This is a genomic window from Glycomyces tritici (assembly GCF_030403505.1).
The window spans coordinates 186,579-205,100 of sequence record NZ_JAUEMJ010000001.1; the positions used below are offsets into that span (position 1 = coordinate 186,579).

An 18,522-nucleotide genomic window follows, 5' to 3' on the forward strand; every position below is an offset into this window, starting at 1 on the left:
CCGCGCGACCGGGTTCGCGGTCAGGCGGCGCGGTGGCGGTCGAATCGCTCGGGGAGCGGCGCGAAACCGGCCGAGCGGTAGGTGGCGACGGCGCCGGTGAGCGAGCTCGGCGTGCAGACCATCACGCTGGAGGAGCCGAGCTCCTGGAGCACGGCGGCCGCCGCGACGCAGATCGCCTTGCCGTGGCCGCGGCCCCGGTGGTCCGCGTGGACGCCCATCGGTTCGATGAGGCCGGGCCTGCCGGGCCCGGCGGACCACACGGTCGCCGTGGCGACGGCGTCGCCGTTCTCGTCGAATCCGATGAGGCAGCGCGCGTCGGCGTACGCCGGCCCGGAGGCCATCGCCTGCCAGCGCTCCACGGAGAAGGTCGAGCCTTCGAACGCGGACCGCTGCAGTGCGGCGCGCAGCTCCGCCTGCTCCGGTCCGACCACTGCGATGCGCAGGCCCGAGTCCTCGACGGGCGCGGTCAGGTCGCGGCGCAGCGGCGTCCAGGCTTCGTCGGTGTCCCAACCGGTCTCGGCCAGCTGTTCATGGAGCGCCGCGCCGTTCGGCACCTCGGCGTTCACCTTGCCCGCGGGCAGGACGCCGCGCTCGGGATCGTCGAGGTCGGCGGCGATGCGCCGTGCGAGGGCCTCGTCGTGGAGGAGGTCCGGGGCGGTGGTCAACCGCAGCACGTCGGGGCCGTCGAGGAACCCGACCGCCGCGATCTCGCCGTCACGCCTCCAGATCCGCACCGACGCGGCGGTCTTCTCGACTCCGAGCTGCCAGTACCAGCCCAGGTCACCGGGGTGGAGCTGCAGCGGGGCGTCGTCGGACTGCCATGACCGCAGTGCCGCGACGGCATCGCCGAGCTCGTCGGTTCGCGGGGTGTTCAACTCGAAGTCCATGCCCCGATCACACACCGCCGCGCCGGTCCCCGCAACCGGTTATCGGGCGCGGGCGGGGGTATGTTCGGGCCCGCAGGCATTCGACGAAAGGAACGCCCATGGCGCTCGTCCTCATCACCGGGGCCTCGACCGGGCTCGGCCTCGCCGCCGCGCGGACGCTCGCCGAAGCGGGCCACGAGGTCGTCGTGCACACGCGCAGCATCGACGGGCTCCCCGACCTGGAGCTGCGCGGCTCCGTCCACGGGGACCTGTCCCGGATGGACGAGACGGCGGTGGCGGCCGAGCAGGCCGACGCGTTCGGGCGGTTCGACGCGGTGATCCACAACGCCGGGGTCTACCGCGAACCCGGTGCGCTGCAGGTGAACACGGTCGCGCCGTATCTCCTCACGGCCCTGATGTCCAAGCCGCGCAGGCTGATCTACCTGAGCAGCGGCTACCACCTCGACGGGTCGACGGACCTGGACGCGGTCGACTTCGGCGAGACGCGGGTGCGGCCCGGCGCGTACGAGGACTCGAAGCTGTACGAGACGGCGCTGGCGTTCGCGGTCGCGCGCCGCTGGGCCGACACCGTCGCGCACGTGGTCGACCCGGGCTGGGTCCCCACCCGCATGGGCGGTCCCGGCGCGCCCGGCGACCTCGAGGAGGGGCACCGGACGCAGGAGTGGCTGGCCACGGCGCCGGACGAGGCGATCGTGCCGCGTACCGGCGGCTACTGGCACCACCGGCGCATCGCCCGCTCGCATCCGGCGGCCTCGGACCCGGACTTCCAGTACGAGCTGATCGGGCGGCTCGAGGCCCACACGGGTGTGAAGCTCGGCTGAGCGCTCCGCCCCCGGCAGCGCTGCGGGCCGGGCCGGCGAGTCCGCACCCCTTAGCCGCGGTTGAGGCGGGCGGCCTGCTTGAGCAGGTGCGCGTGCTCGGCCAGGATCGCCGTGGCATCGGCCGCGGCCTTGTAGAGACGGGCGGCCTCCTTGCGGTTGCCGGCACGTTCGTGGAGGTACGCGGCGACGGCGTCGCGGCGGGGCAGGCCGGGGTCGAGGGCTTCGACCAGGCGCAGACCCGCGAGCGGGCCGTCCACGTGCCCGACGGCCACGGCCCGGTTGAGGGCCACGACCGGGCTGTCCGGGCTGATGCGCGCGAGTTCGTCGTACCACTCGAGGATCTGCGACCAGTCGGTCTCGTCGGCCGAGGCCGCGTCGTCGTGGAGCGCGGCGATCGCGGCCTGCGCCTGGTATTCGCCGACCCGGTCCATGGCCAGCGCGTGCTGGAGGAGGTCGACGCCTTCGGCGATCATGCCGGTGTCCCAGCGGGTGCGGTCCTGCTCGGCGAGCGGGACGAGCTGGCCGGCGGCGTCGGTGCGGGCCGGGCGGCGCGCGTGGTGGAGCAGGAGGAGCGCGAGCAGGCCCGCCGCTTCGGGGTCGCGGGGCACTGAGGCGACCAGTTGGCGGGCGAGGCGGATCGCCTCCCCCGATAGGTCCTCTGTGGATTTGTCGCCCGCGTAGCCGCGATCGGAGAAGCCCTGGTCAAACATCAGGTAGAGCACGCGCAGCACGGCCCGCACGTCGCCGGGCTGCTCGAACCGCTCCCCCGCGAGGGTCCGCTTCGCTCGTGAGATGCGTTGCGCCATGGTCGATTCGGGGACGAGGAACGCGCGGGCGATCTGGGCCGTGGTGAGGCCGCCGACCGCGCGGAGCGTGAGGGCGATGGCGGACGCGGGCGAGAGCGCCGGGTGGCAGCAGCGGCTCAGCAGCAGGAGCGTGTCGTCCGCCTGCCCGGCGGGGCCGGCGGCCGGCTCGCGGTGCACCGCGATCTCGCGCAGGGCCCGGGCCGAGGCCGAGCGGCGCGCGTCCAGGAACTTGCGCCAGGCCACGGTGACGAGCCAGGCCTTGGGCTCGTCGGGGGCCCCGCGCTCCCAGCTGCGCACCGCCTCGGCGAGCGCGTCCTGGACGGCGTCCTCGGCCGCCGCGAAGTCGGCTCCGCGGCGGACGAGGGCACCCAGTACCTGCGGGGTGAGGTCCCGCAGCAGGTGGTCGTCGATCATCGGGACCGGGCTAGTCCTCGACGACCGGCGCGCCGCTGTGGAACGGCCGCACTTCGATCCACTCGTGGAGCGGGAGGCCGTCCTTGCCCGGGGCCGAGGACAGGTGGGCGGCGGCCTCGTAGGCGCGCTCCTGCGAGTCGACGTCGATGACGATCCACCCGGCGATGAGGTCCTTGGTCTCGGCGAACGGGCCGTCGGTGACCGGCGGCTTCCCCTCGCCGCCGTAGCGCACGAACTCGCCCTGCGGGGCGAGCGCCTGGGCGTCCACGAACTCGCCGCGTTCGCGCAGGTCGTCCATCATGTCGAACATGAACTGCATGTGCGCGGTGATCTCGTCCGGGGCCCAGTCCTCCATCGGCGCCTCGGCGTTCAGGTGCTGCTTCGGTCCGCCGCGGTAGTGCTTGAGCAGCAGGTACTTGGCCATGACGGCTCTCCTTCGTTTCGGGCGGCTCGCTCGCCGCTGACAACACTAGGACGCAGCCGGTTCGCGGTTCTCGACATCCCGGCACCGCTTTCCCCGAAGTTTTCTCCGGGGGTCCGCCCCACCATGCTTGCGGGGGCTCACGTGATCGCGCCGGACGGCCCGGACCCGAAGAATGAGAGGAGTCAAAAGCCCCGCCGCATCGAAGGAAACATCATGTCCCGCTTCATGATCGACAGCCCCGCCCTGACCCGTCGCGCCATGATCGGCGGGGCCGCCGCGGTCGCCGCCACGGCCGCCGCGCCGGCGGTCGCGAACGCCGAGACCACGAGCGCCCCGCTCAACCAGGACGCGATCGACGCGGCCGCCGCGCGCTTCGAGCAGGCGCTCATCGAGCTCCGGCGCGACCTCCACGCCCACCCCGAAGGCCCCGGCGAGGAGGTCAGGACGGCCGCGCTCGTCGCCGAGCACCTCACCGCCGCCGGGCTCGCCGTGACCACGGGCGTGGGCGGCCACGGGGTCGTCGGCGTCCTCAAGGGCCGCCGCCCCGGCCGCACCGTGGCCTTCCGGGCGGACATGGACGCCGTACCGGGGAACGGGACCACGGGCCCTGAGCACTTGTGCGGGCACGACCTCCACACCGCGGTCGGCGTCGGGACCGCGCTGACCCTGGCCGCGCTGCGCTCGCGCCTGCACGGCACCGTCGTATTCGTCTTCCAGCCCGCCGAGGAGAGCCTGGCCGGGGCCCGGGCGATGCTCGCCGACGGCGTGCTGGAGACCTACGGCTTCACGGAGATCCACGCGCTCCACTGCGGGCCGTTCCCGGTCGGCACGTTCGGTGTCAACCCGGGGCTCGGCCTACCCGGCCAGGACCACGGCTCGGTCGTGGTCACCGGCGCGGATGCACCGGCCCGCGCTGCGGCGCTGGCGGCCGAGATCGCCGATCTGTCTACTGTGGCTGTTCCGGCCGACTCGGCGGACCTTGAGGAGCTGGTGGCCCACCTCCAGACCGAGGACGGGCCGCTCGCCGAGTTCGTGAACATGCGCGCCAATGTGGCCGGGGGCGCGACCGCTGACCGGGCCGAGGTGCGGCTCTCCTACCGCTGCTGGCCCGAGGAGCGGTACACGGAGGTCCGCGCCGACATCGCGGGGCTCGCCGCATCCGTCGGCACCCTGGCATTCCCGAACGACCCGTTCCCGGCCCTGGTCTGCCCCGAGGAGGACGCGCACGAGTTGCAGCGGCACCTGCGCCGCAGCCTCGGCCGCGACACGGCTGCGGAGATGCACGCCGTGGTGCCCTTCAACGGCGAGGACTTCGCGCTGTTCATCGCGCAAGTGCCCGGCACCTTCACCTGGCTCGGCGTGCGAGCCCCGGGCACCGACATCGCAACAGCCGCCCCGCACTTCCCGCCGTTCGAGCCCGACGAGGCCGCGATCGGCCACGGCGTGCGGGCCATGGCCGGATGGCTCGCGAGCCGCGCCCGCTGCTGACACGGCGAAAGGCCCGGCCGCTTCAAGCGGCCGGGCCTTCATGCTGTGCGCCCGGGGATCAGACGGTCGTCCAGCGGCTCTCGTCGCCGGCGCTCGCCTCGACCGCGGCCAGGACCCGCTGCACGCGCAGCGCGTCCGCGAACGACGGCGTCGGCTGCTCGCCGTTCGCGATGGCGCCCACGAGGTCCACGACCTGGTGGGTGAACGCGTGCTCGTAGCCGAGCCCGTGCCCGACCGGCCACCAGTTGCCCGTGTACGGGTGCTCGGGCTCGGTGGCCTGGATCTTCCGGAAGCCCGAGTTCGGCCCGTCTGCCGAGTCGTAGAACCACAGCGAGTTCATGTCCTCGAAGTCGAACGCGAGGGACGCCTTGGCGCCGTTGATCTCCAGGCGCATCGCGTTCTTGCGGCCCAGCGCGAACCGGGTCGCCTCGAACACGCCCACGGCGCCGTCGTCGAAGCGGGCGGTGAACAGCGCGGCGTCGTCCACCGTGACCGGGCCCTTCGGGCCGTCGGAACCGCCGACGCCGCCCAGGCCCACGAAGTCGCCCCCTACGGGGCGTTCCTTCACGAAGGTCTCCATGATCGCCGAGACGCCCGTGATGCTCGACCCGGCGACCCACTGCGCGGCGTCGATGATGTGCGCGCCGATGTCGCCCAGCGAGCCGGAACCGGACAGCGACTTGTCGAGGCGCCAGGTCAGCGGCGCGTTCTCGTCGGTGAGCCAGTCCTGGAGGTACTGCGCGCGCACGTGCCGGATCGGTCCCAGCGCACCGGACTCGACCAGCTGCTTCGCCAGGGACAGCGCCGGCGTGCGGCGGTAGGAGAACCCGCACATCGCGTACACGCCCTTGGCCTTCGCGGCCTCGGCGGCGGCCGTCATCTGCTCGGCTTCTTCGACCGAGTTCGCCAAGGGCTTCTCGCACAGGACGTGCTTGCCCGCCTCGAGCGCGGCGATCGCGATCTCGGCGTGCAGGTTCCCGGGGACGCAGATGTCGATGAGGTCGACGTCGTCGCGCTCGATGAGCCGGCGCCAGTCGGTCTCACTGGAGTCCCAGCCCAGCTTCGTCGCCGCCGCGGCCACCCGCTCGGGGTCGCGCCCGGCGAGCGCGGTCATGCGCGGCGCGAGCGGCAGGTCGAAGAAGCGCGGCGCGGTGCGCCACGCGTGCGAGTGGGCCGCGCCCATGAAGGCGTAGCCGATCATGCCGACGTTGAGGGATTCACTCACTGTCGCTCCTCTTAGAGCTCAGGGCCTCCCGGACGGAAGGCCACGATTTCAGTACGGCGAGCACCTCCGGGTCGCGCTCGGTCGCGAGCGCAGCGTCGTAGGACCGGTCGAGCACGTCGTCGATCGCGACCCGCCCGCCCTGTGCCGCACTCTGCGTCGCGGCCTCGACCATAGCGAGGCTCATGATGTTCGCGTGCACACGCCCCATCGGTTCCTCGCCGCGGCGCAGCGCGGCGACGAACTGCCGCAAGGAGCCCGCGATGTCCTGGCCGAGGTCCTCACCGGACTCGAAGGACTCGTCGGGGTCGGCCGTCGGGTCGTGCTCGCCGTCCCACAGGACCGAGCCGCGCTCGGCCGAGATCCGCCAGGAGCCGTTCCAGGAGGTCTCATGGCCGGGGCTGCACCAGGACCCGTTGAACGTGAACCGGGCGCCGCCTTCCATGGCGAAGACCGCGTTCGCGGCCGCGTCGCCCTTGTACCAGCTCCAGGCCGGGTTGTACTCCTCGCACGAGACCGATACGGGGTCGGCGTCGAGCAGGTAGCGGGCCATGTCGAACTGGTGGATGGCCATGTCGAGCAGGAGCGGGCTGGCCATCTCGTCGCGGAAGCCGCCGAAGTGCGGCGCCTTGAAGAAGTCGACCGCGACGATCCCGACCGCGCCGAGCCCGGCGAGCCGCTGCTTGGCCTGGTGGAGCGCCGGGTGGTAGCGGCGGTTCTGGCTGACCATGAACAGCTGCCCGGTGTGCTGGGCGGCGGCCGCGAGCGAGAGGCCCTCGGCCACGGTGGCGGCGACCGGCTTCTCCCCCAGCACGGGGAAGCCCGCGTTGAGCGCGGCGATCGTGACCGGGTGGTGCGCTTCGGGAATGGTCGCGTTCACGATGGCGTCGGCGCCCGTGCGCCGTGCCAGCTCGACCGCTTCGGCGCCCGTTGCCAGACCTTCGATGCCGGTCGCGGCGGCGAGCCTCGCGGCGGCCTCCGGGAAGAGGTCGGCGATGCCCACCAGCTCGGCGTCCGGATTCGCGATGATGTTCCGGGCCCAGGCCCCTCCCATGCCGCCCGCGCCGACCACGATGAGCCGCAGCGGCCCTTCGGATTCGATGGTGCTGAAGCTCATCGCTCGAACGCCCCTCGGTAGCCCTGGCCGTTGAAGAAGTCGTCGGTGTCGTAGCGCAGCAGGGTCGGCGTCTCGCGCTCGCGGTCCGGGCGGGCCCATTCGATGCCGTTGGCGATCACGTGGTTCACGTCCGGGTGGTGGTACACCGGGAAGTCCTGGTCGCCGGGGCTGAAGTAGAAGATCCGGCCGAAGCCGCGGCGGTAGGTCATGCCGGAGCGGAAGACCTCGCCGCCGGTGAAGCCCGAGATGAAGATGAGCTCGTCCGGGGTCGGCACGTCGAAGTACTCGCCGTACATCTCCTGCTCGGGGATGACGATCGGGTTCGGGATGCCGCGGGCGATCGGGTGCTGCGGGTTCACGGTCCACACCAGTTCGCGGTCGTGCTCGCTGCGCCAGCGCAGCGTGCAGGTGGTGCCCATGAGCTTGGTGAAGATCTTGGACCAGTGGCCGGAGTGGAGCACGATGAGGCCCATGCCGGCGAGGACGTGGCGGTGCACGCGCTCGACGATCTCGTCCTCGACGTCGCCGTGGGCGGCGTGGCCCCACCAGATGAGGACGTCGGTGGCGTCCAGGACGTCGGAGGTCAGGCCGTGCTCGGGCTCGTCGAGGGTGTGGGTCGTGATCGTGGCCTTGTCGCCGAGCCATTCGCCGACGCCCTTGGCGATGGCGCCGTGCATGCCGTCGGGGTAGCGCTCGGCCACGGAGGCCTCGACCTGCTCGTGGCGGTTCTCGCCCCAGACGACCACTCGGATCGGTTCATTGGACATGTGGTGGTTCTCCTTTGGTGGTTTCGCACATTGTGAGCTTAAAAATCGTTGGCCGCCATCGGGATTCATCAGATCCTCGGGTCGGTGCTGGAGCGTTCGACGAGCGACGGCGGCAGCAGGAGGTGCTCGGGGGTCTCGGGCCGCTCGATGACCAGGCGCACCAGTTCGGCGGCGATGGCGGCCGACGGCTGGCGGATCGAGGAGATGCCGACGGTGCCGAAGGAGGTGAGGGTCGTGTCGTCGTAGCCGGTGACGGCCACGTCCCGGCCCGGTACGAGCCCGCGGCTCTGGAGGGTGATGACGGCGCCGGCCGCGAGGGGGTCGGAGACGCAGATGATCGCGGTCGGCGGCGCGGTGCCGGTGTTCGAGGCGCTGTCGTTGAAAGCACCGTCGAGGAGGTCCGCGGCGACGCGGACGCCGGTCTCCAGGTCGCGGCCGCACTCGACGATCCGCGCGAGCGAGCCGGTGAGCCCGCGGCGCTCGCAGGCCTCCCGGTAGCCGATCTCGCGCTGGGCCATGGTGACCGTCCCGGGGTCGGCGCCCACGAACGCCAGTTCGCGGTGGCCCCGGTCGGCGACGTGGTCGACGGCCATCGCGATGCCTTGGGCCGCATCCGCTTCGACCCAGCTCCACGGGCTCGCGAACGCTTCGGCCGTGCGCCCGTAGGCGGCGAACGGGATGCCCCGCTTGCGCAGGCCGGCCGGGCGCGGGTCGTCCGGGCCGAGGTTGGAGATGACGAACCCGGCCGCGGACTGGCCGAAGTACAGGTCCTCGCAGGCGCGCATGAGCGCCTCGGCGCCCTGCTCGGCGACGAGGGTCAGGTTGCGGTCGACGGCCTGGCAACCGGCGGCGAGGTCGTGGACGAAGGCGTCCATGTACTGGTTGCCGACCGAGTCCTGGGCGGGCAGCACGTAGGCGATCTGGCGCGGCTGCGCGAGCCTGAGGCTGCGGGCGACGAGGTTGTTGCGGTAGCGCAGCTCGCGCATGGCGGCGTGCACCTTCACGCGGGTGGCCTCGGAGACGATCTCGGGCCGGTTGATGACGTTCGAGACGGTCATGGCGGAGACGCCGGCGAGGTCGGCGACGTCGGACATGCTCGCCTTGCGGGTGCCGGGCGCTTTGCCGCTCATCCGCCGCCTCCTCTCTGATGCCACCGGGTCCCGCAAATTTTAAGCATAAAAACAAGCGACGGTCAAACCCGGCGATGAATTCGGCGGACGCTTGTCGTCATACCGTTGACACCCGCTGAACCTCAAGGAGATCTCATGACCGAGCCGCAGAGCCACACCATCGAGGCCCCCGGCGCCGTCCTGCACTACGACGTGCGCGACGGCGACGAGCCGACCCTGCTGCTCATCGGCTCGCCGATGGCCGCGCCCGGTTTCGCCACCCTCGCGAGCCACTTCGCCGCGCAACGCGTGGTCACCTACGACCCCCGCGGCTCCGAGCGCAGCCTCCGCACCGACGGCGCCGCCGAGAACACCGTGGAAGAGCACGCCGACGACCTCCGCCGCGTCATCGAAGCGGTCGGCGGACCGGTCGACGTGTTCGCCAGCAGCGGCGGCGCGGTGAACGCCCTCGCACTGGTGGCCCGCCACCCCGAGCTGGTCCGCACCCTCGTCGCCCACGAGCCGCCGTCCGCCACCGCGCTGCCCGAGAGCGAGACGGCCCTCAAGGCCTGCAAGGACATCCACGAGACGTACCTGGCCTCCGGCTTCGGCGCGGGCATGGCGAAGTTCATCGCGCTCGTCTCCCACCAGGGCCCCATCACGGAGGCGTACCTGGCGCAGCCCGCACCCGACCCGGCCGCCTTCGGGCTGCCGACCGAGGACGACGGCGCCCGCGACGACGCGCTGCTGGGGCTGAACATGGTCACCTGCACCGGCTACCGGCACGACTTCGACGCACTGCGTGCGGCCTCGACCCGCATCGTCCTCGGCGTGGGCGCCGACTCGGGCGAGACGTTCGCCGCGCGGACCGCGGAGGGCGTGGCCCAGGAGCTGGGGACCGCCACCGTCGCCTTCCCCGGCGACCACGGCGGCTTCCTCGGCGGCGAGTACGGCCAGACCGGCAAGCCCGACGAGTTCGCGGCCAAGCTCCTTGAAGTGCTCGAATCCTGAACGCCCGCAACGAATTACCGGGAGCCGGCGGGCGGCACGCGAACCTCGCCGAACTCGAGGAGCCGGGCATGGCGCCGCCGGCGGCGAATGCCTGAACACGCGCGAGCGCCCCGGGGTCCGCGGACCCCGGGGCGCTCCATGCGCGTCTTAGTCGGTGCCGAACTCGATCGCGGCGTGGTCCAGCAGCTCCTCGTCCGGGGCCTCACCGCGCGAGGCGATGGCGACCGCGCCGCCCGAGGGCATCGCGCCGATCAGGCCGGTCGAGGCGGCCTGCGCCGCGCCGATCATCGTCGGGTGGGCGCTGCCGACCATCCCGATGCCGGCGTACTGCTCGAGCTTCGACCGCGAGTCGGCGATGTCGAGGTTCCGCATGGTCAGCTGGCCGATCCGGTCGTTCGGGCCGAACGCCGAGTCCTCGGTCCGCTCCATCGAGAGCTTGTCCGGGTGGTAGCTGAACGCGGGCCCGGCGGTGTCGACGATCGAGTAGTCCTCGCCGCGCCGCAGCCGCAGGGTCACCGTGCCGGTGACGGCCGTGCCGACCCACCGCTGCAGCGACTCGCGGATCATGAGCGCCTGCGGGTCGAGCCACCGGCCCTCGTACAGCAGCCGGCCGAGCCGCCGGCCCTCGGCGTGGTAGATCGCGATGGTGTCCTCGTTGTGGATGGCGTTCACGAGCCGCTCGTAGGCGGCGTGCAGGAGCGCCATGCCCGGGGCCTCGTAGATGCCCCGGCTCTTGGCCTCGATGATCCGGTTCTCGATCTGGTCGGACATGCCCAGGCCGTGCCGGCCGCCGATCGCGTTGGCCTCGAGCACGAGGTCCACGGCGGAGCCGAACTCCTTGCCGTTGATCGTGACCGGCCGGCCCTGCTCGAAGCCGATCTCGACGTCCTCGGTCTCGATCTCGACGGACGGGTCCCAGTGCTTGACGCCCATGATGGGCTCGACGGTCTCCATGCCGGTGTCGAGGTGCTCGAGGGTCTTCGCCTCGTGCGTGGCGCCCCAGATGTTGGCGTCCGTGGAGTAGGCCTTCTCGGTGCTGTCCCGGTAGGGCAGCCGCCGGTCGGCGAGCCATTCGGACATCTCGGTCCGGCCGCCGAGCTCGCTCACGAAGCCCGCGTCGAGCCACGGCTTGTAGATCCGCAGCGAGGGGTTGGCGAGCAGGCCGTAGCGGTAGAACCGCTCGATGTCGTTGCCCTTGTAGGTGGAGCCGTCGCCCCAGATCTGCACGTCGTCCTCGAGCATCGCCCGCACCAGCAGCGTGCCGGTCACCGCCCGCCCGAGCGGGGTGGTGTTGAAGTAGGTGCGCCCGCCCGACTTGATGTGGAACGCGCCGCAGGCGAGGGCCGCCAGGCCCTCCTCGACGAGCGCGGCCTTGCAGTCGACCAGGCGCGCGACCTCGGCGCCGTAGGCCTCGGCCCGGCCGGGGACCGTGTGGATCTCCGGCTCGTCGTACTGGCCGATGTCGGCGGTGTACGTGCAGGGCACCGCGCCCTTCTCGCGCATCCAGGCGACCGCCACCGAGGTGTCCAGGCCACCGGAGAAGGCGATGCCGACGCGTTCGCCGACGGGGAGCGAGGAGAGAACTTTAGACATGGTTATGAGTATGCATGATGCTGAATTTTCATGCAACCCGGGGTCGGGACGTGTCCACTTGCCGGGACCGCGACCAGGCGCGGTGCCCCGCCGCCATGGCGAGCCTCACGCCCCGGGCACGCGAAAGCGGGCCGCCCTCCGAGGAGGACGGCCCGTTTTCGCGATGGTTCAGACCGCCGTGGTGCGGGCGGCCTGCTGCTTGCGGAGCGCGGCGAACATGGGCTTGCGGGACGGCGACTCGGCCAGGCCGCTGTGGAGGACCGCGGTGATGGCGACCGAGGCCGCGGCGTCGTCGGCGGCGGCCACCCCGGCGGCCACCATGTCGAGGATCTCGTTCGCGGCGGCGGAGACGAGCTCGGCGTCGGCGGTCTTGGACGCGCGCGAGAAGCCGAAGGCCAGGTCCTTGTCCGCGGTGACGTTCCAGACCGCGCAGGTGTGCAGGCGCGTCCCGTAACCGGTGCCCTCGATCCAGCAGTCGACGGCGTACACGAATGTACGGGCATCGTGGTCCCACAGCAGCTCGGCATCGAGCATGTCCGAGAGCGCGGGCAGACGCTGCGCCTTGGGATACTTGGACTCGATGACGGCTGTGGCAGCGTCGCTCGAGAGATAGCTGTAGGTCATTCTTCAACGGTAGCCGCCCGGGGGCGGGTTCCCGCAAAGCCCGGACCGCTCGTTTTCGGCGGCGAGGGTGGGTGCTTCCTCACCAGAGACCCAGAAACCGGACATTATGGCTCATGAAGCCATAATTGTCCGCCCTGGTCCGGGCCTAGCCGATCACGTCGCAGTAGGGCTTGACGGTCTCGACGATGGTCGGGCCCTCGGCCTCCTCGACGCCGAAGAGCTCGGCGGCGTCGCGGGCGAGCCGCTCCTCGTCGGCGTTGGCCGCGATGTCGCCGCAGATGTCCTTCGCGTTGTCGAGGATCTCCTCGGGCGAGGCGTCCGGGACGACCGCCCACAGGTCGGTGGCCAGGTCGGTGGGGAGCTCGGACGCGAGGTCGTCGAGGGACGACTCCCAGTCCGGGAGGGTGGGCGCGTCGCTGGGGATCTCGAGGCCGCCGTCCTCACTGCAGGCGCTGAGCGCCAGGAGCGCACCGATGGCGAGTGCGGCGAGGGTTCGTCGTGCCGTCATGGGGTTCTCCGATCTCGTGATGTGGGGCCACGCTAACAGGCGGAGCCTGCCGAATTGCCCGAACTGCACCTGGCTGACGCATACGTCACCGCCGCTCGGCACGGGCCGGACGCCCGCACCGTTCCGCTTGCGGCCCTGGGCTTCGAACCCCTACGCCGCTTCCCACTCGAAGCCGTCCGCGTCGGTGAAGGTCCCGGCGCCGCTGCCGAAGACGATGCGGTGCGAGCCGCTGCCCTCCTGCGGGACGAACGAGGTCTTGGCCGCGAACTTGCGGCTGTAGAGCGAGAGCGACACCGCGTCGCCGGGGGCCTCGAACTCGACGTACTTGCGCCCGAAGGCCTTCGCGACCTTGAGTCCCTTGTCGATGTAGTACTGCTTGGTGGCGGCGACGTCCGCGACGCCGATGCCGACGTTGACCGACTCGACCTCGCGGGTCACGGGCCCGGTCTGCTTCTTCTGGGAGGTGGCGAGCTTCCAGATGTTGCCGTACGGGTCGCGCAGGACCGCGCCGTAGCCCCACAGGCTCTTCTCGGGGGCCTTGATCGCGGTGGCGCCGGCGGCGATGGCGGTCTCGGCGAAGCTGTCGACGGTGCCGGGCTGGGCGACCACGAGGGAGATCGCGAAGCCGCGGAAGCCGCTGCTGGCGTCCTTGGCGGGCCGCACGCGCAGCCAGGAGTCCTCGCCGAGGTCGAACGCGGCGGCGTAGAAGGCTTCGGCGGCGGCGGCGTCGTCGACTTCGAGGGTGACGGTCTCGATGGCGTTCATGGTGTGCTCCTCAATGTTTGCGCTGGTCTTGCTCATGTCCACAACGATATTTCGAGGAGGGGTCCCGCCGCTTCTCGATTCCTGATCACTCCAGGGGCCTTCTCTATGGCCCGAAATGGATCTATATTCATCAATGTCTATATACAGGTGCAAGTCCGCCGTCGGGTTGGGGTGGAGCGGACCACCCGACCAGAGGAGGACTGCGCATGCCTGTCATGCGAACTCGGCGGCTCATCGCGGTGGCCGCCGCCTGCGGCGCGCTCGCCGCGGGGACCGCGGCAGTGGTGGCGGCGAGCCCGGCGCACGCCGACGCCTGCGAGCGGATCGACTACACCGTGGTGAGCTCCTGGAACGGCGGCCACCAGGCCGCCGTCGCGCTCACGGCCGGGAGCGAGCCGGTGAGCGACTGGACGATCGCGTTCGACCTGGCGGGCGGGGCCGCGGTCCAGAGCGCCTGGAACGTCGGCTGGACCCAGTCGGGCACCCGGTTCACCGGCTCGGACGTCGGCTGGAACGCTTCCGTGGCCGCGGGCCAGACCCGGGAGCTGTTCGGGCTCGTGGTCTCCGGCGCCCCGGTGCAGCCGCCCTCGTTCACCCTCAACGGAGTCGAGTGCGGCGCCGTCGTGGAGCCGACCGACACCCCGACCGACACCCCGACCGAGACCCCCAGCGAGGACCCGACGACCGATCCGCCCGGACCGGTCGACTGCCCGGACGGCGCCGTGTGCGACGACTTCGAGAACCAGGCCGGCACGGTCCCCGGCGGGGCCTGGACCGTCGGCGCGTCCGACTGCACCGGCACGGGCAAGGCCGCCGTCGACAGATCGGTCGCCAACAGCGGCGGCACCTCGATCCGCATCGAAGGCGGCGCGACCTACTGCAACCACGTGTTCATCGGGCGCGACCTGCCCGCGGACGCCGAGTGGTTCCGCGTCTACATGCGCCACACCACCGCGCAGCCGCAGAACCACACCACGATGATCGCCATGCAGGACCGCCACGACGCCGACACCGATCTGCGCCTGGGCGGCCAGAACGGTGCCCTGCAGTGGAACCGCGAGTCCGACGACGCGACCCTCCCCGCCCAGAGCCCGGCCGGCGTCGCGCTCAGCCAGCCGCTGCCGGTGGCCGAGTGGACGTGCGTGGAGTTCCAGATCAGCGGCGGCCGGCTCGCCACCTGGGTCGACGGCGACGCGGTCGAGGGCCTCAATGTGGACGGCGTGCCGACCCATGACGTGGACGCGCAGTGGCTCGCGAAGCCGAACTGGAATCCCGACCTCGCCGACCTGCGGCTCGGCTGGGAGAGCTACGGCAACGACGCGGACACCCTCTGGTACGACGACGTGGCCTTCGGCCCCGAGCGGATCGGCTGCTGACACGCGCGTGCCCCGGCGGGCGACCGCCGGGGCATCCGCTCAGCGGTTGAGCAGCAGCTCGAACAGGTCGAGCCGCCAGGCCGCGTCCCGGGCGACGAGGAAGCCCACGATGCCGAGCACCCAGCCGGTCGTGGACGCGGCGTTCTTGACCATCCAGTCGTTGATCCGCTGCAGCAGCGGCTCGACGGCGTTGCGCGCGACCAGGCGGGCCGCGAGCAGCAGCAGCGCGGGCAGCACCATCACCAGGCAGTACCCGGCCATGGTGAGCGTGATCCCGGCGGCCCCGATCCCCGAGGAGGTGACCAGGCCGATCGCGGCCAGGTACGGCAGCATCGTGGCGACCTCGATCGTGGCCGCGGCCAGCGCGAGGCCCATGAGCGGCAGCACCGAGGCCCGGGTGCGGGTCGTGCCGTCGCCTTCACCGCCGCCGGCCTCGATGCCGAGGGCCCGTTCGCGCCAGCGCGCGGTGCGCCCGCTCTCGCCCTGCTGCTTCTTGGAGTCGAAGCGGAAGCTGAGGACGAGCAGGCCGACGCCGAGGACGAGCTGCGTCCACAGTGCGGGCCGGGTGTCGAGGAGGGCGCCGATGTCGTCGATGAAGGCGGCGGCGCCCACGGCGATGAGCATGCCGACGCCGAAGTAGAAGACGGCGATGGTGGCGAGGTAGGCGAGCATGCGGCCGGCCCTGACGCGGCCGGGGGCGAGGAGCAGCCAGATCGGGATGAGGAGCGTGCCGAAGCTGGTCGAGTCGATGAGCGCGAGGGCCGCTAGGGAGGCGCCGAGTGCGAGGTCCATGGTCCGAGCCTATGGAGGCGCGGGGCCGGATGCGTCGGTCTGGGGATCGAGGTTCGCGTGGGGGCCTGCACCTTTGGTGGCACGCCGTTGGGTGCGGGCGGGGCTCGATCGCCGCCCGGCCCGCCTCCCTACCCCTGCGAGGTCCTTCTCCCCCTGGTCACGTGCCGAGGGACGCGGCGAGCACCTCGACCAGTTGCTGCGGCGCCTCTTCGGCCATGTGGTGGCCCGATTCGATCACCGCGGCGCGCACTTCCCGCTCGCACCAGGGCTGCCAGACCGACACCGGGTCGTAGAGGCGCCCCGTGTCGTCGTGGCGGGACCACACCGCGGTCGTGGGCGCGGCGATGCGCCGCCCGGCCTCGCGGTCGGCGGCGTCGTTGGCGCGGTCGACGGAGAGGCCGGCGCGGTAGTCCTCGAGCATGGCCCGCACGGTGAGCGGGTTGGTCACGGCCGCAACGGTGTTGCGGTAGTTGGCGGTGCCCATGCCCGCCTCGTCCAGTCGGTACCAGGCGAGCGGGTCGTCCGTGATCACCCGCTGCGCGTGGGGTGAGGCGCCGAGAAAGAACCAGTGCCACCAGCGTTCGGCGAAGCGCGCGTCGGCCCGCTCGAGGGCTTCGAGGATCGGCACGCCGTCGCACACGGCGAGCCGCGTGACGCGGTCGGGGGCGTCGAGCGCGGTCCGGTAGGCGACGTAGCAGCCGCGGTCGTGGCCGGCGATCGCGAAGGTGTCGTGGCCGAGTGCCGTCATGAGCGCCGTGATGTCGGCGGCCATGGTGCGGTCGCAGTAGACGACGTGCTCGGGGTCGGGCTCGGGTTTGGACGAGGCCCCGTAGCCGCGCAGGTCGGGGCAGACGACCGTGTGGCCGGTCGCGGCCAGTGCGGGGGCGACGCGGTGCCAGGTGGTGTGGGTGCGCGGGTGGCCGTGCAGCAGCACGATCGCGGGCCCGGACCCGCCGGACCGCCCGTGCAGGGCGACCCCTGGGGCGACCGGGACGTCCCATTCGTCGAACCCCGGGAACATGGTCATGCGGTGCCCTCCTCGTCGTCCGCGGCCGGATACCCGGGCGCGGCCGGTCCATGCCCGCGTTTACATCCGGTTCACACCGCCGCTCGTAACGTCCGGCCCATGAAACGCATTGCCATCATCTTGGCGGCCGCGATGCTCGCGGCCGCCTGCAGCTCGAACGCGGACGTTGATCCGGAACCGGACCGCGCCTGCGACCCCGCTCTCGAGGACGCCTTGGGCGCGTGGGCCGAGGCCGGGTTCAGCGGCACGGTCGCCATCGACGGCGGCGGCCTCGACTGCCAGGCCGCGTTCGGCATGGCCGACGCCGAGGCCGGCACCGCGAACACCGCGGAGACCGTCTTCGGGATCGGCTCGGTCAGCAAGGCGTTCGCCGCCGCCGCGGTCCTCGACCTCGTGGACGCGGGCGTGTTCGCGCTCGACGCGGCGGCGGGCGAGCTCCTGCCCGGCCTGGGCGGGCCCGCCGCCGAGGCCACCGTGGAGCAGCTGCTGCTGCACACGAGCGGCATCGAAGGCGGCCACGGCACCGACCACCGGCCGCTGGACCGCGACGAGGCGATCGCGGCCATCAGCGCCCTGGAGTCGGCGTTCGAACCGGGCACGGACTACCTGTACTCCAACGCCGGGTACTCGCTGCTCGCGCTCATCGTCGACGAGCAGTCCGGATCGTCCTACCGGGAGTACCTGGACGAGGCGATCCTCGCGATCCCGGGAGGGCACGCCGGCGGGTTCTGGGACGGCGAACCGGCCCCGTCCGGGCCGCGCGCGATCGGCTACACGGACGGGGCGCCCGCGCCGGAGACCGGCGGCTTCGCCGGGCCGCACTGGGCGATGGCGGGCAACGGCGACCTGGCGATGACCGCCGCCGAACTGAGCGATTGGACCCGGGCCCTGTTCGACGGCGAGATCATCGCCCCCGACGCGGTGGACCTGCTGCTGGGCACCGTCTTCGACCACGGCGAAGGCACCGCCGAGATCCCCGGCTGGGTGTCGATCGGCCCGGACCTGCTCGGCGTTCCGATCATCGGCGCCTCCGGCGGCGGGGGCGACACCGGGCACAACGCGGTCGCCACCTGGCTGCCCGAGACCGGCACGTCCGTCGCGGTCGTCGGCAACACCGACGACGTCCTGCCCGACGAGTTGCTCGAGGTGCTCCTGCCGGCCCTGGTCACGGGCGAGCCGATGGAGGTCCCCGATGAGCGCGCCGAGGTCGACCCGGCCGAACTCCAGGCGCGCGAAGGGGTCTACGGGCTCGACTCGGGCTCGACGCTCACCGTCTCCGCCGAGGACGAGGCCCTCACCGTCACCGCCGACGGCGCCGACGCCGTGGCGGCGATGTTCGGCTCGGACGACTTCGCGGCCGAGGACGCCGCCGCCCACGAGGACGCCGTCCTGGCCCTCCTGGACGGCGAGTCCGCTGTCGGCCGGGCCGAGCGCGAGGCGATCGGGGCCGACATCGGCCCCGTCACCGGCATCGACCTCGCCGGGACGGTCGACGCGGGCGGGGAACTGCACACCTACCTGCGCGTCAGCGGCGAGGACGGCGACATGCTCGCCTGGTACGCCCTGGACGAGCAGGACCAGATCGCGGCCGTCGAGTACGACGCCGGGCCGCCCGCGTTTACGCTGATCCCCACCGGCGAAGGCCAGTACCGCCCGGACGAGCCGATCGCCGCGGAAGCGGCGGTCGCCGTGTCCTTCCAGGACGAGGTGATGACTGTGGACGGCCCGGCCGGCGCGGTCGACGCCGCCCGCACCGACTGAGGGGAGACCG

At 72.1% G+C, this 18,522-nt stretch carries 18 protein-coding genes; 5 read left to right on the forward strand and 13 right to left on the reverse strand.

From position 1 onward, the window contains the following. Window positions 1-20: 20 nt before the first annotated feature. Entirely contained in the window at window positions 21-887 is an 867-nt protein-coding gene (locus tag QWI33_RS00835) for a GNAT family N-acetyltransferase (RefSeq protein ID WP_289953931.1), read from the reverse strand. A gap of 98 nt (window positions 888-985) precedes the next feature. Here QWI33_RS00835 and QWI33_RS00840 point away from each other — a divergent pair, with 98 nt between their 5' ends. Further along, window positions 986-1,708 (forward strand): SDR family NAD(P)-dependent oxidoreductase, encoded by a 723-nt coding sequence (locus QWI33_RS00840; RefSeq protein WP_289953934.1) that lies wholly within the window; start codon window positions 986-988, stop codon window positions 1,706-1,708. A 50-nt stretch (window positions 1,709-1,758) separates the two neighbouring features. On the opposite strand, the gene QWI33_RS00845 is transcribed toward QWI33_RS00840, so the two are convergent. After that, a complete protein-coding gene (locus QWI33_RS00845; protein WP_353895359.1) occupies window positions 1,759-2,925 on the reverse strand; it encodes an RNA polymerase sigma factor in 1,167 nt (388 codons plus the stop codon). Between the two features lie 13 nt (window positions 2,926-2,938). Then, on the reverse strand, window positions 2,939-3,352 hold the full coding sequence (locus QWI33_RS00850) for a YciI family protein (protein ID WP_289953937.1): 414 nt from the start codon (window positions 3,350-3,352) through the stop codon (window positions 2,939-2,941). Between the two features lie 213 nt (window positions 3,353-3,565). Between QWI33_RS00850 and QWI33_RS00855 the strand changes: the two genes are divergently transcribed. Continuing rightward, entirely contained in the window at window positions 3,566-4,840 is a 1,275-nt protein-coding gene (locus QWI33_RS00855) for a M20 metallopeptidase family protein (RefSeq protein WP_289953939.1), read from the forward strand. 58 nt (window positions 4,841-4,898) lie between these two features. On the opposite strand, the gene QWI33_RS00860 is transcribed toward QWI33_RS00855, so the two are convergent. The 4 genes from QWI33_RS00860 to QWI33_RS00875 all read right to left on the reverse strand — a co-directional run bounded on the left by QWI33_RS00860 (window position 4,899) and on the right by QWI33_RS00875 (window position 9,076). Then, entirely contained in the window at window positions 4,899-6,041 is a 1,143-nt protein-coding gene (locus tag QWI33_RS00860) for a Gfo/Idh/MocA family protein (RefSeq protein ID WP_353895360.1), read from the reverse strand. Window positions 6,042-6,057: 16 nt separating this feature from the next. Next, entirely contained in the window at window positions 6,058-7,179 is a 1,122-nt protein-coding gene (locus QWI33_RS00865; RefSeq protein ID WP_289953943.1) for a Gfo/Idh/MocA family protein, read from the reverse strand. Continuing rightward, window positions 7,176-7,946, reverse strand: coding sequence for a ThuA domain-containing protein (locus tag QWI33_RS00870; RefSeq protein WP_289953945.1), 771 nt, complete (start codon window positions 7,944-7,946; stop codon window positions 7,176-7,178). Before QWI33_RS00870 ends, QWI33_RS00865 begins: the two co-directional genes overlap by 4 nt. Before the next feature lie 68 nt (window positions 7,947-8,014). Then, entirely contained in the window at window positions 8,015-9,076 is a 1,062-nt protein-coding gene (locus QWI33_RS00875) for a LacI family DNA-binding transcriptional regulator (RefSeq protein WP_289953947.1), read from the reverse strand. A 135-nt stretch (window positions 9,077-9,211) separates the two neighbouring features. On the opposite strand from QWI33_RS00875, the gene QWI33_RS00880 reads away from it, so the two are divergent. Continuing rightward, complete coding sequence (locus QWI33_RS00880) at window positions 9,212-10,066, forward strand: alpha/beta fold hydrolase (protein ID WP_289953949.1); 855 nt, start codon at window positions 9,212-9,214, stop codon at window positions 10,064-10,066. 147 nt (window positions 10,067-10,213) lie between these two features. Here the strand turns inward: QWI33_RS00880 and argG are convergent, their stop codons facing one another. From argG to QWI33_RS00900, 4 genes are all read right to left on the reverse strand, one after another. Next, window positions 10,214-11,659, reverse strand: a complete 1,446-nt coding sequence (gene argG, locus QWI33_RS00885) for an argininosuccinate synthase (protein ID WP_289953951.1) — start codon at window positions 11,657-11,659, stop codon at window positions 10,214-10,216. A gap of 168 nt (window positions 11,660-11,827) precedes the next feature. Continuing rightward, the gene (locus QWI33_RS00890) at window positions 11,828-12,283 is read right to left on the reverse strand and encodes a hypothetical protein (RefSeq protein WP_289953953.1); all 456 of its coding nucleotides are present in this window, start codon (window positions 12,281-12,283) and stop codon (window positions 11,828-11,830) included. A 145-nt stretch (window positions 12,284-12,428) separates the two neighbouring features. After that, window positions 12,429-12,791, reverse strand: coding sequence for a hypothetical protein (locus QWI33_RS00895; protein WP_289953955.1), 363 nt, complete (start codon window positions 12,789-12,791; stop codon window positions 12,429-12,431). Window positions 12,792-12,941: 150 nt separating this feature from the next. Then, a complete protein-coding gene (locus QWI33_RS00900) occupies window positions 12,942-13,556 on the reverse strand; it encodes a glyoxalase (RefSeq protein WP_353895361.1) in 615 nt (204 codons plus the stop codon). A gap of 206 nt (window positions 13,557-13,762) precedes the next feature. On the opposite strand from QWI33_RS00900, the gene QWI33_RS00905 reads away from it, so the two are divergent. Further along, a complete protein-coding gene (locus QWI33_RS00905) occupies window positions 13,763-14,932 on the forward strand; it encodes a cellulose binding domain-containing protein (RefSeq protein ID WP_289953959.1) in 1,170 nt (389 codons plus the stop codon). Window positions 14,933-14,971: 39 nt separating this feature from the next. Here the strand turns inward: QWI33_RS00905 and QWI33_RS00910 are convergent, their stop codons facing one another. Further along, on the reverse strand, window positions 14,972-15,724 hold the full coding sequence (locus QWI33_RS00910) for a GAP family protein (RefSeq protein ID WP_289953962.1): 753 nt from the start codon (window positions 15,722-15,724) through the stop codon (window positions 14,972-14,974). A 157-nt stretch (window positions 15,725-15,881) separates the two neighbouring features. After that, the gene (locus QWI33_RS00915; protein WP_353895362.1) at window positions 15,882-16,745 is read right to left on the reverse strand and encodes an alpha/beta fold hydrolase; all 864 of its coding nucleotides are present in this window, start codon (window positions 16,743-16,745) and stop codon (window positions 15,882-15,884) included. A 105-nt stretch (window positions 16,746-16,850) separates the two neighbouring features. On the opposite strand from QWI33_RS00915, the gene QWI33_RS00920 reads away from it, so the two are divergent. Beyond that, window positions 16,851-18,512, forward strand: a complete 1,662-nt coding sequence (locus QWI33_RS00920; RefSeq protein WP_289953967.1) for a serine hydrolase domain-containing protein — start codon at window positions 16,851-16,853, stop codon at window positions 18,510-18,512. Window positions 18,513-18,522: the final 10 nt, after the last annotated feature.

What these genes read in the sequence shown, in the direction of transcription:
- QWI33_RS00835 (WP_289953931.1), bottom strand. Translation starts at nt 887, where the DNA reads ATGGACTTCGAGTTGAACACCCCGCGAACCGACGAGCTCGGCGATGCC.
- QWI33_RS00840 (WP_289953934.1), top strand. Translation starts at nt 986, where the DNA reads ATGGCGCTCGTCCTCATCACCGGGGCCTCGACCGGGCTCGGCCTCGCC.
- QWI33_RS00850 (WP_289953937.1), bottom strand. Translation starts at nt 3,352, where the DNA reads ATGGCCAAGTACCTGCTGCTCAAGCACTACCGCGGCGGACCGAAGCAG.
- QWI33_RS00855 (WP_289953939.1), top strand. Translation starts at nt 3,566, where the DNA reads ATGTCCCGCTTCATGATCGACAGCCCCGCCCTGACCCGTCGCGCCATG.
- QWI33_RS00860 (WP_353895360.1), bottom strand. Translation starts at nt 6,041, where the DNA reads ATGATCGGCTACGCCTTCATGGGCGCGGCCCACTCGCACGCGTGGCGC.
- QWI33_RS00865 (WP_289953943.1), bottom strand. Translation starts at nt 7,179, where the DNA reads ATGAGCTTCAGCACCATCGAATCCGAAGGGCCGCTGCGGCTCATCGTG.
- QWI33_RS00870 (WP_289953945.1), bottom strand. Translation starts at nt 7,946, where the DNA reads ATGTCCAATGAACCGATCCGAGTGGTCGTCTGGGGCGAGAACCGCCAC.
- QWI33_RS00875 (WP_289953947.1), bottom strand. Translation starts at nt 9,076, where the DNA reads ATGAGCGGCAAAGCGCCCGGCACCCGCAAGGCGAGCATGTCCGACGTC.
- QWI33_RS00880 (WP_289953949.1), top strand. Translation starts at nt 9,212, where the DNA reads ATGACCGAGCCGCAGAGCCACACCATCGAGGCCCCCGGCGCCGTCCTG.
- argG (WP_289953951.1), bottom strand. Translation starts at nt 11,659, where the DNA reads ATGTCTAAAGTTCTCTCCTCGCTCCCCGTCGGCGAACGCGTCGGCATC.
- QWI33_RS00890 (WP_289953953.1), bottom strand. Translation starts at nt 12,283, where the DNA reads ATGACCTACAGCTATCTCTCGAGCGACGCTGCCACAGCCGTCATCGAG.
- QWI33_RS00895 (WP_289953955.1), bottom strand. Translation starts at nt 12,791, where the DNA reads ATGACGGCACGACGAACCCTCGCCGCACTCGCCATCGGTGCGCTCCTG.
- QWI33_RS00900 (WP_353895361.1), bottom strand. Translation starts at nt 13,556, where the DNA reads ATGAACGCCATCGAGACCGTCACCCTCGAAGTCGACGACGCCGCCGCC.
- QWI33_RS00905 (WP_289953959.1), top strand. Translation starts at nt 13,763, where the DNA reads ATGCCTGTCATGCGAACTCGGCGGCTCATCGCGGTGGCCGCCGCCTGC.
- QWI33_RS00910 (WP_289953962.1), bottom strand. Translation starts at nt 15,724, where the DNA reads ATGGACCTCGCACTCGGCGCCTCCCTAGCGGCCCTCGCGCTCATCGAC.
- QWI33_RS00915 (WP_353895362.1), bottom strand. Translation starts at nt 16,745, where the DNA reads ATGTTCCCGGGGTTCGACGAATGGGACGTCCCGGTCGCCCCAGGGGTC.
- QWI33_RS00920 (WP_289953967.1), top strand. Translation starts at nt 16,851, where the DNA reads ATGAAACGCATTGCCATCATCTTGGCGGCCGCGATGCTCGCGGCCGCC.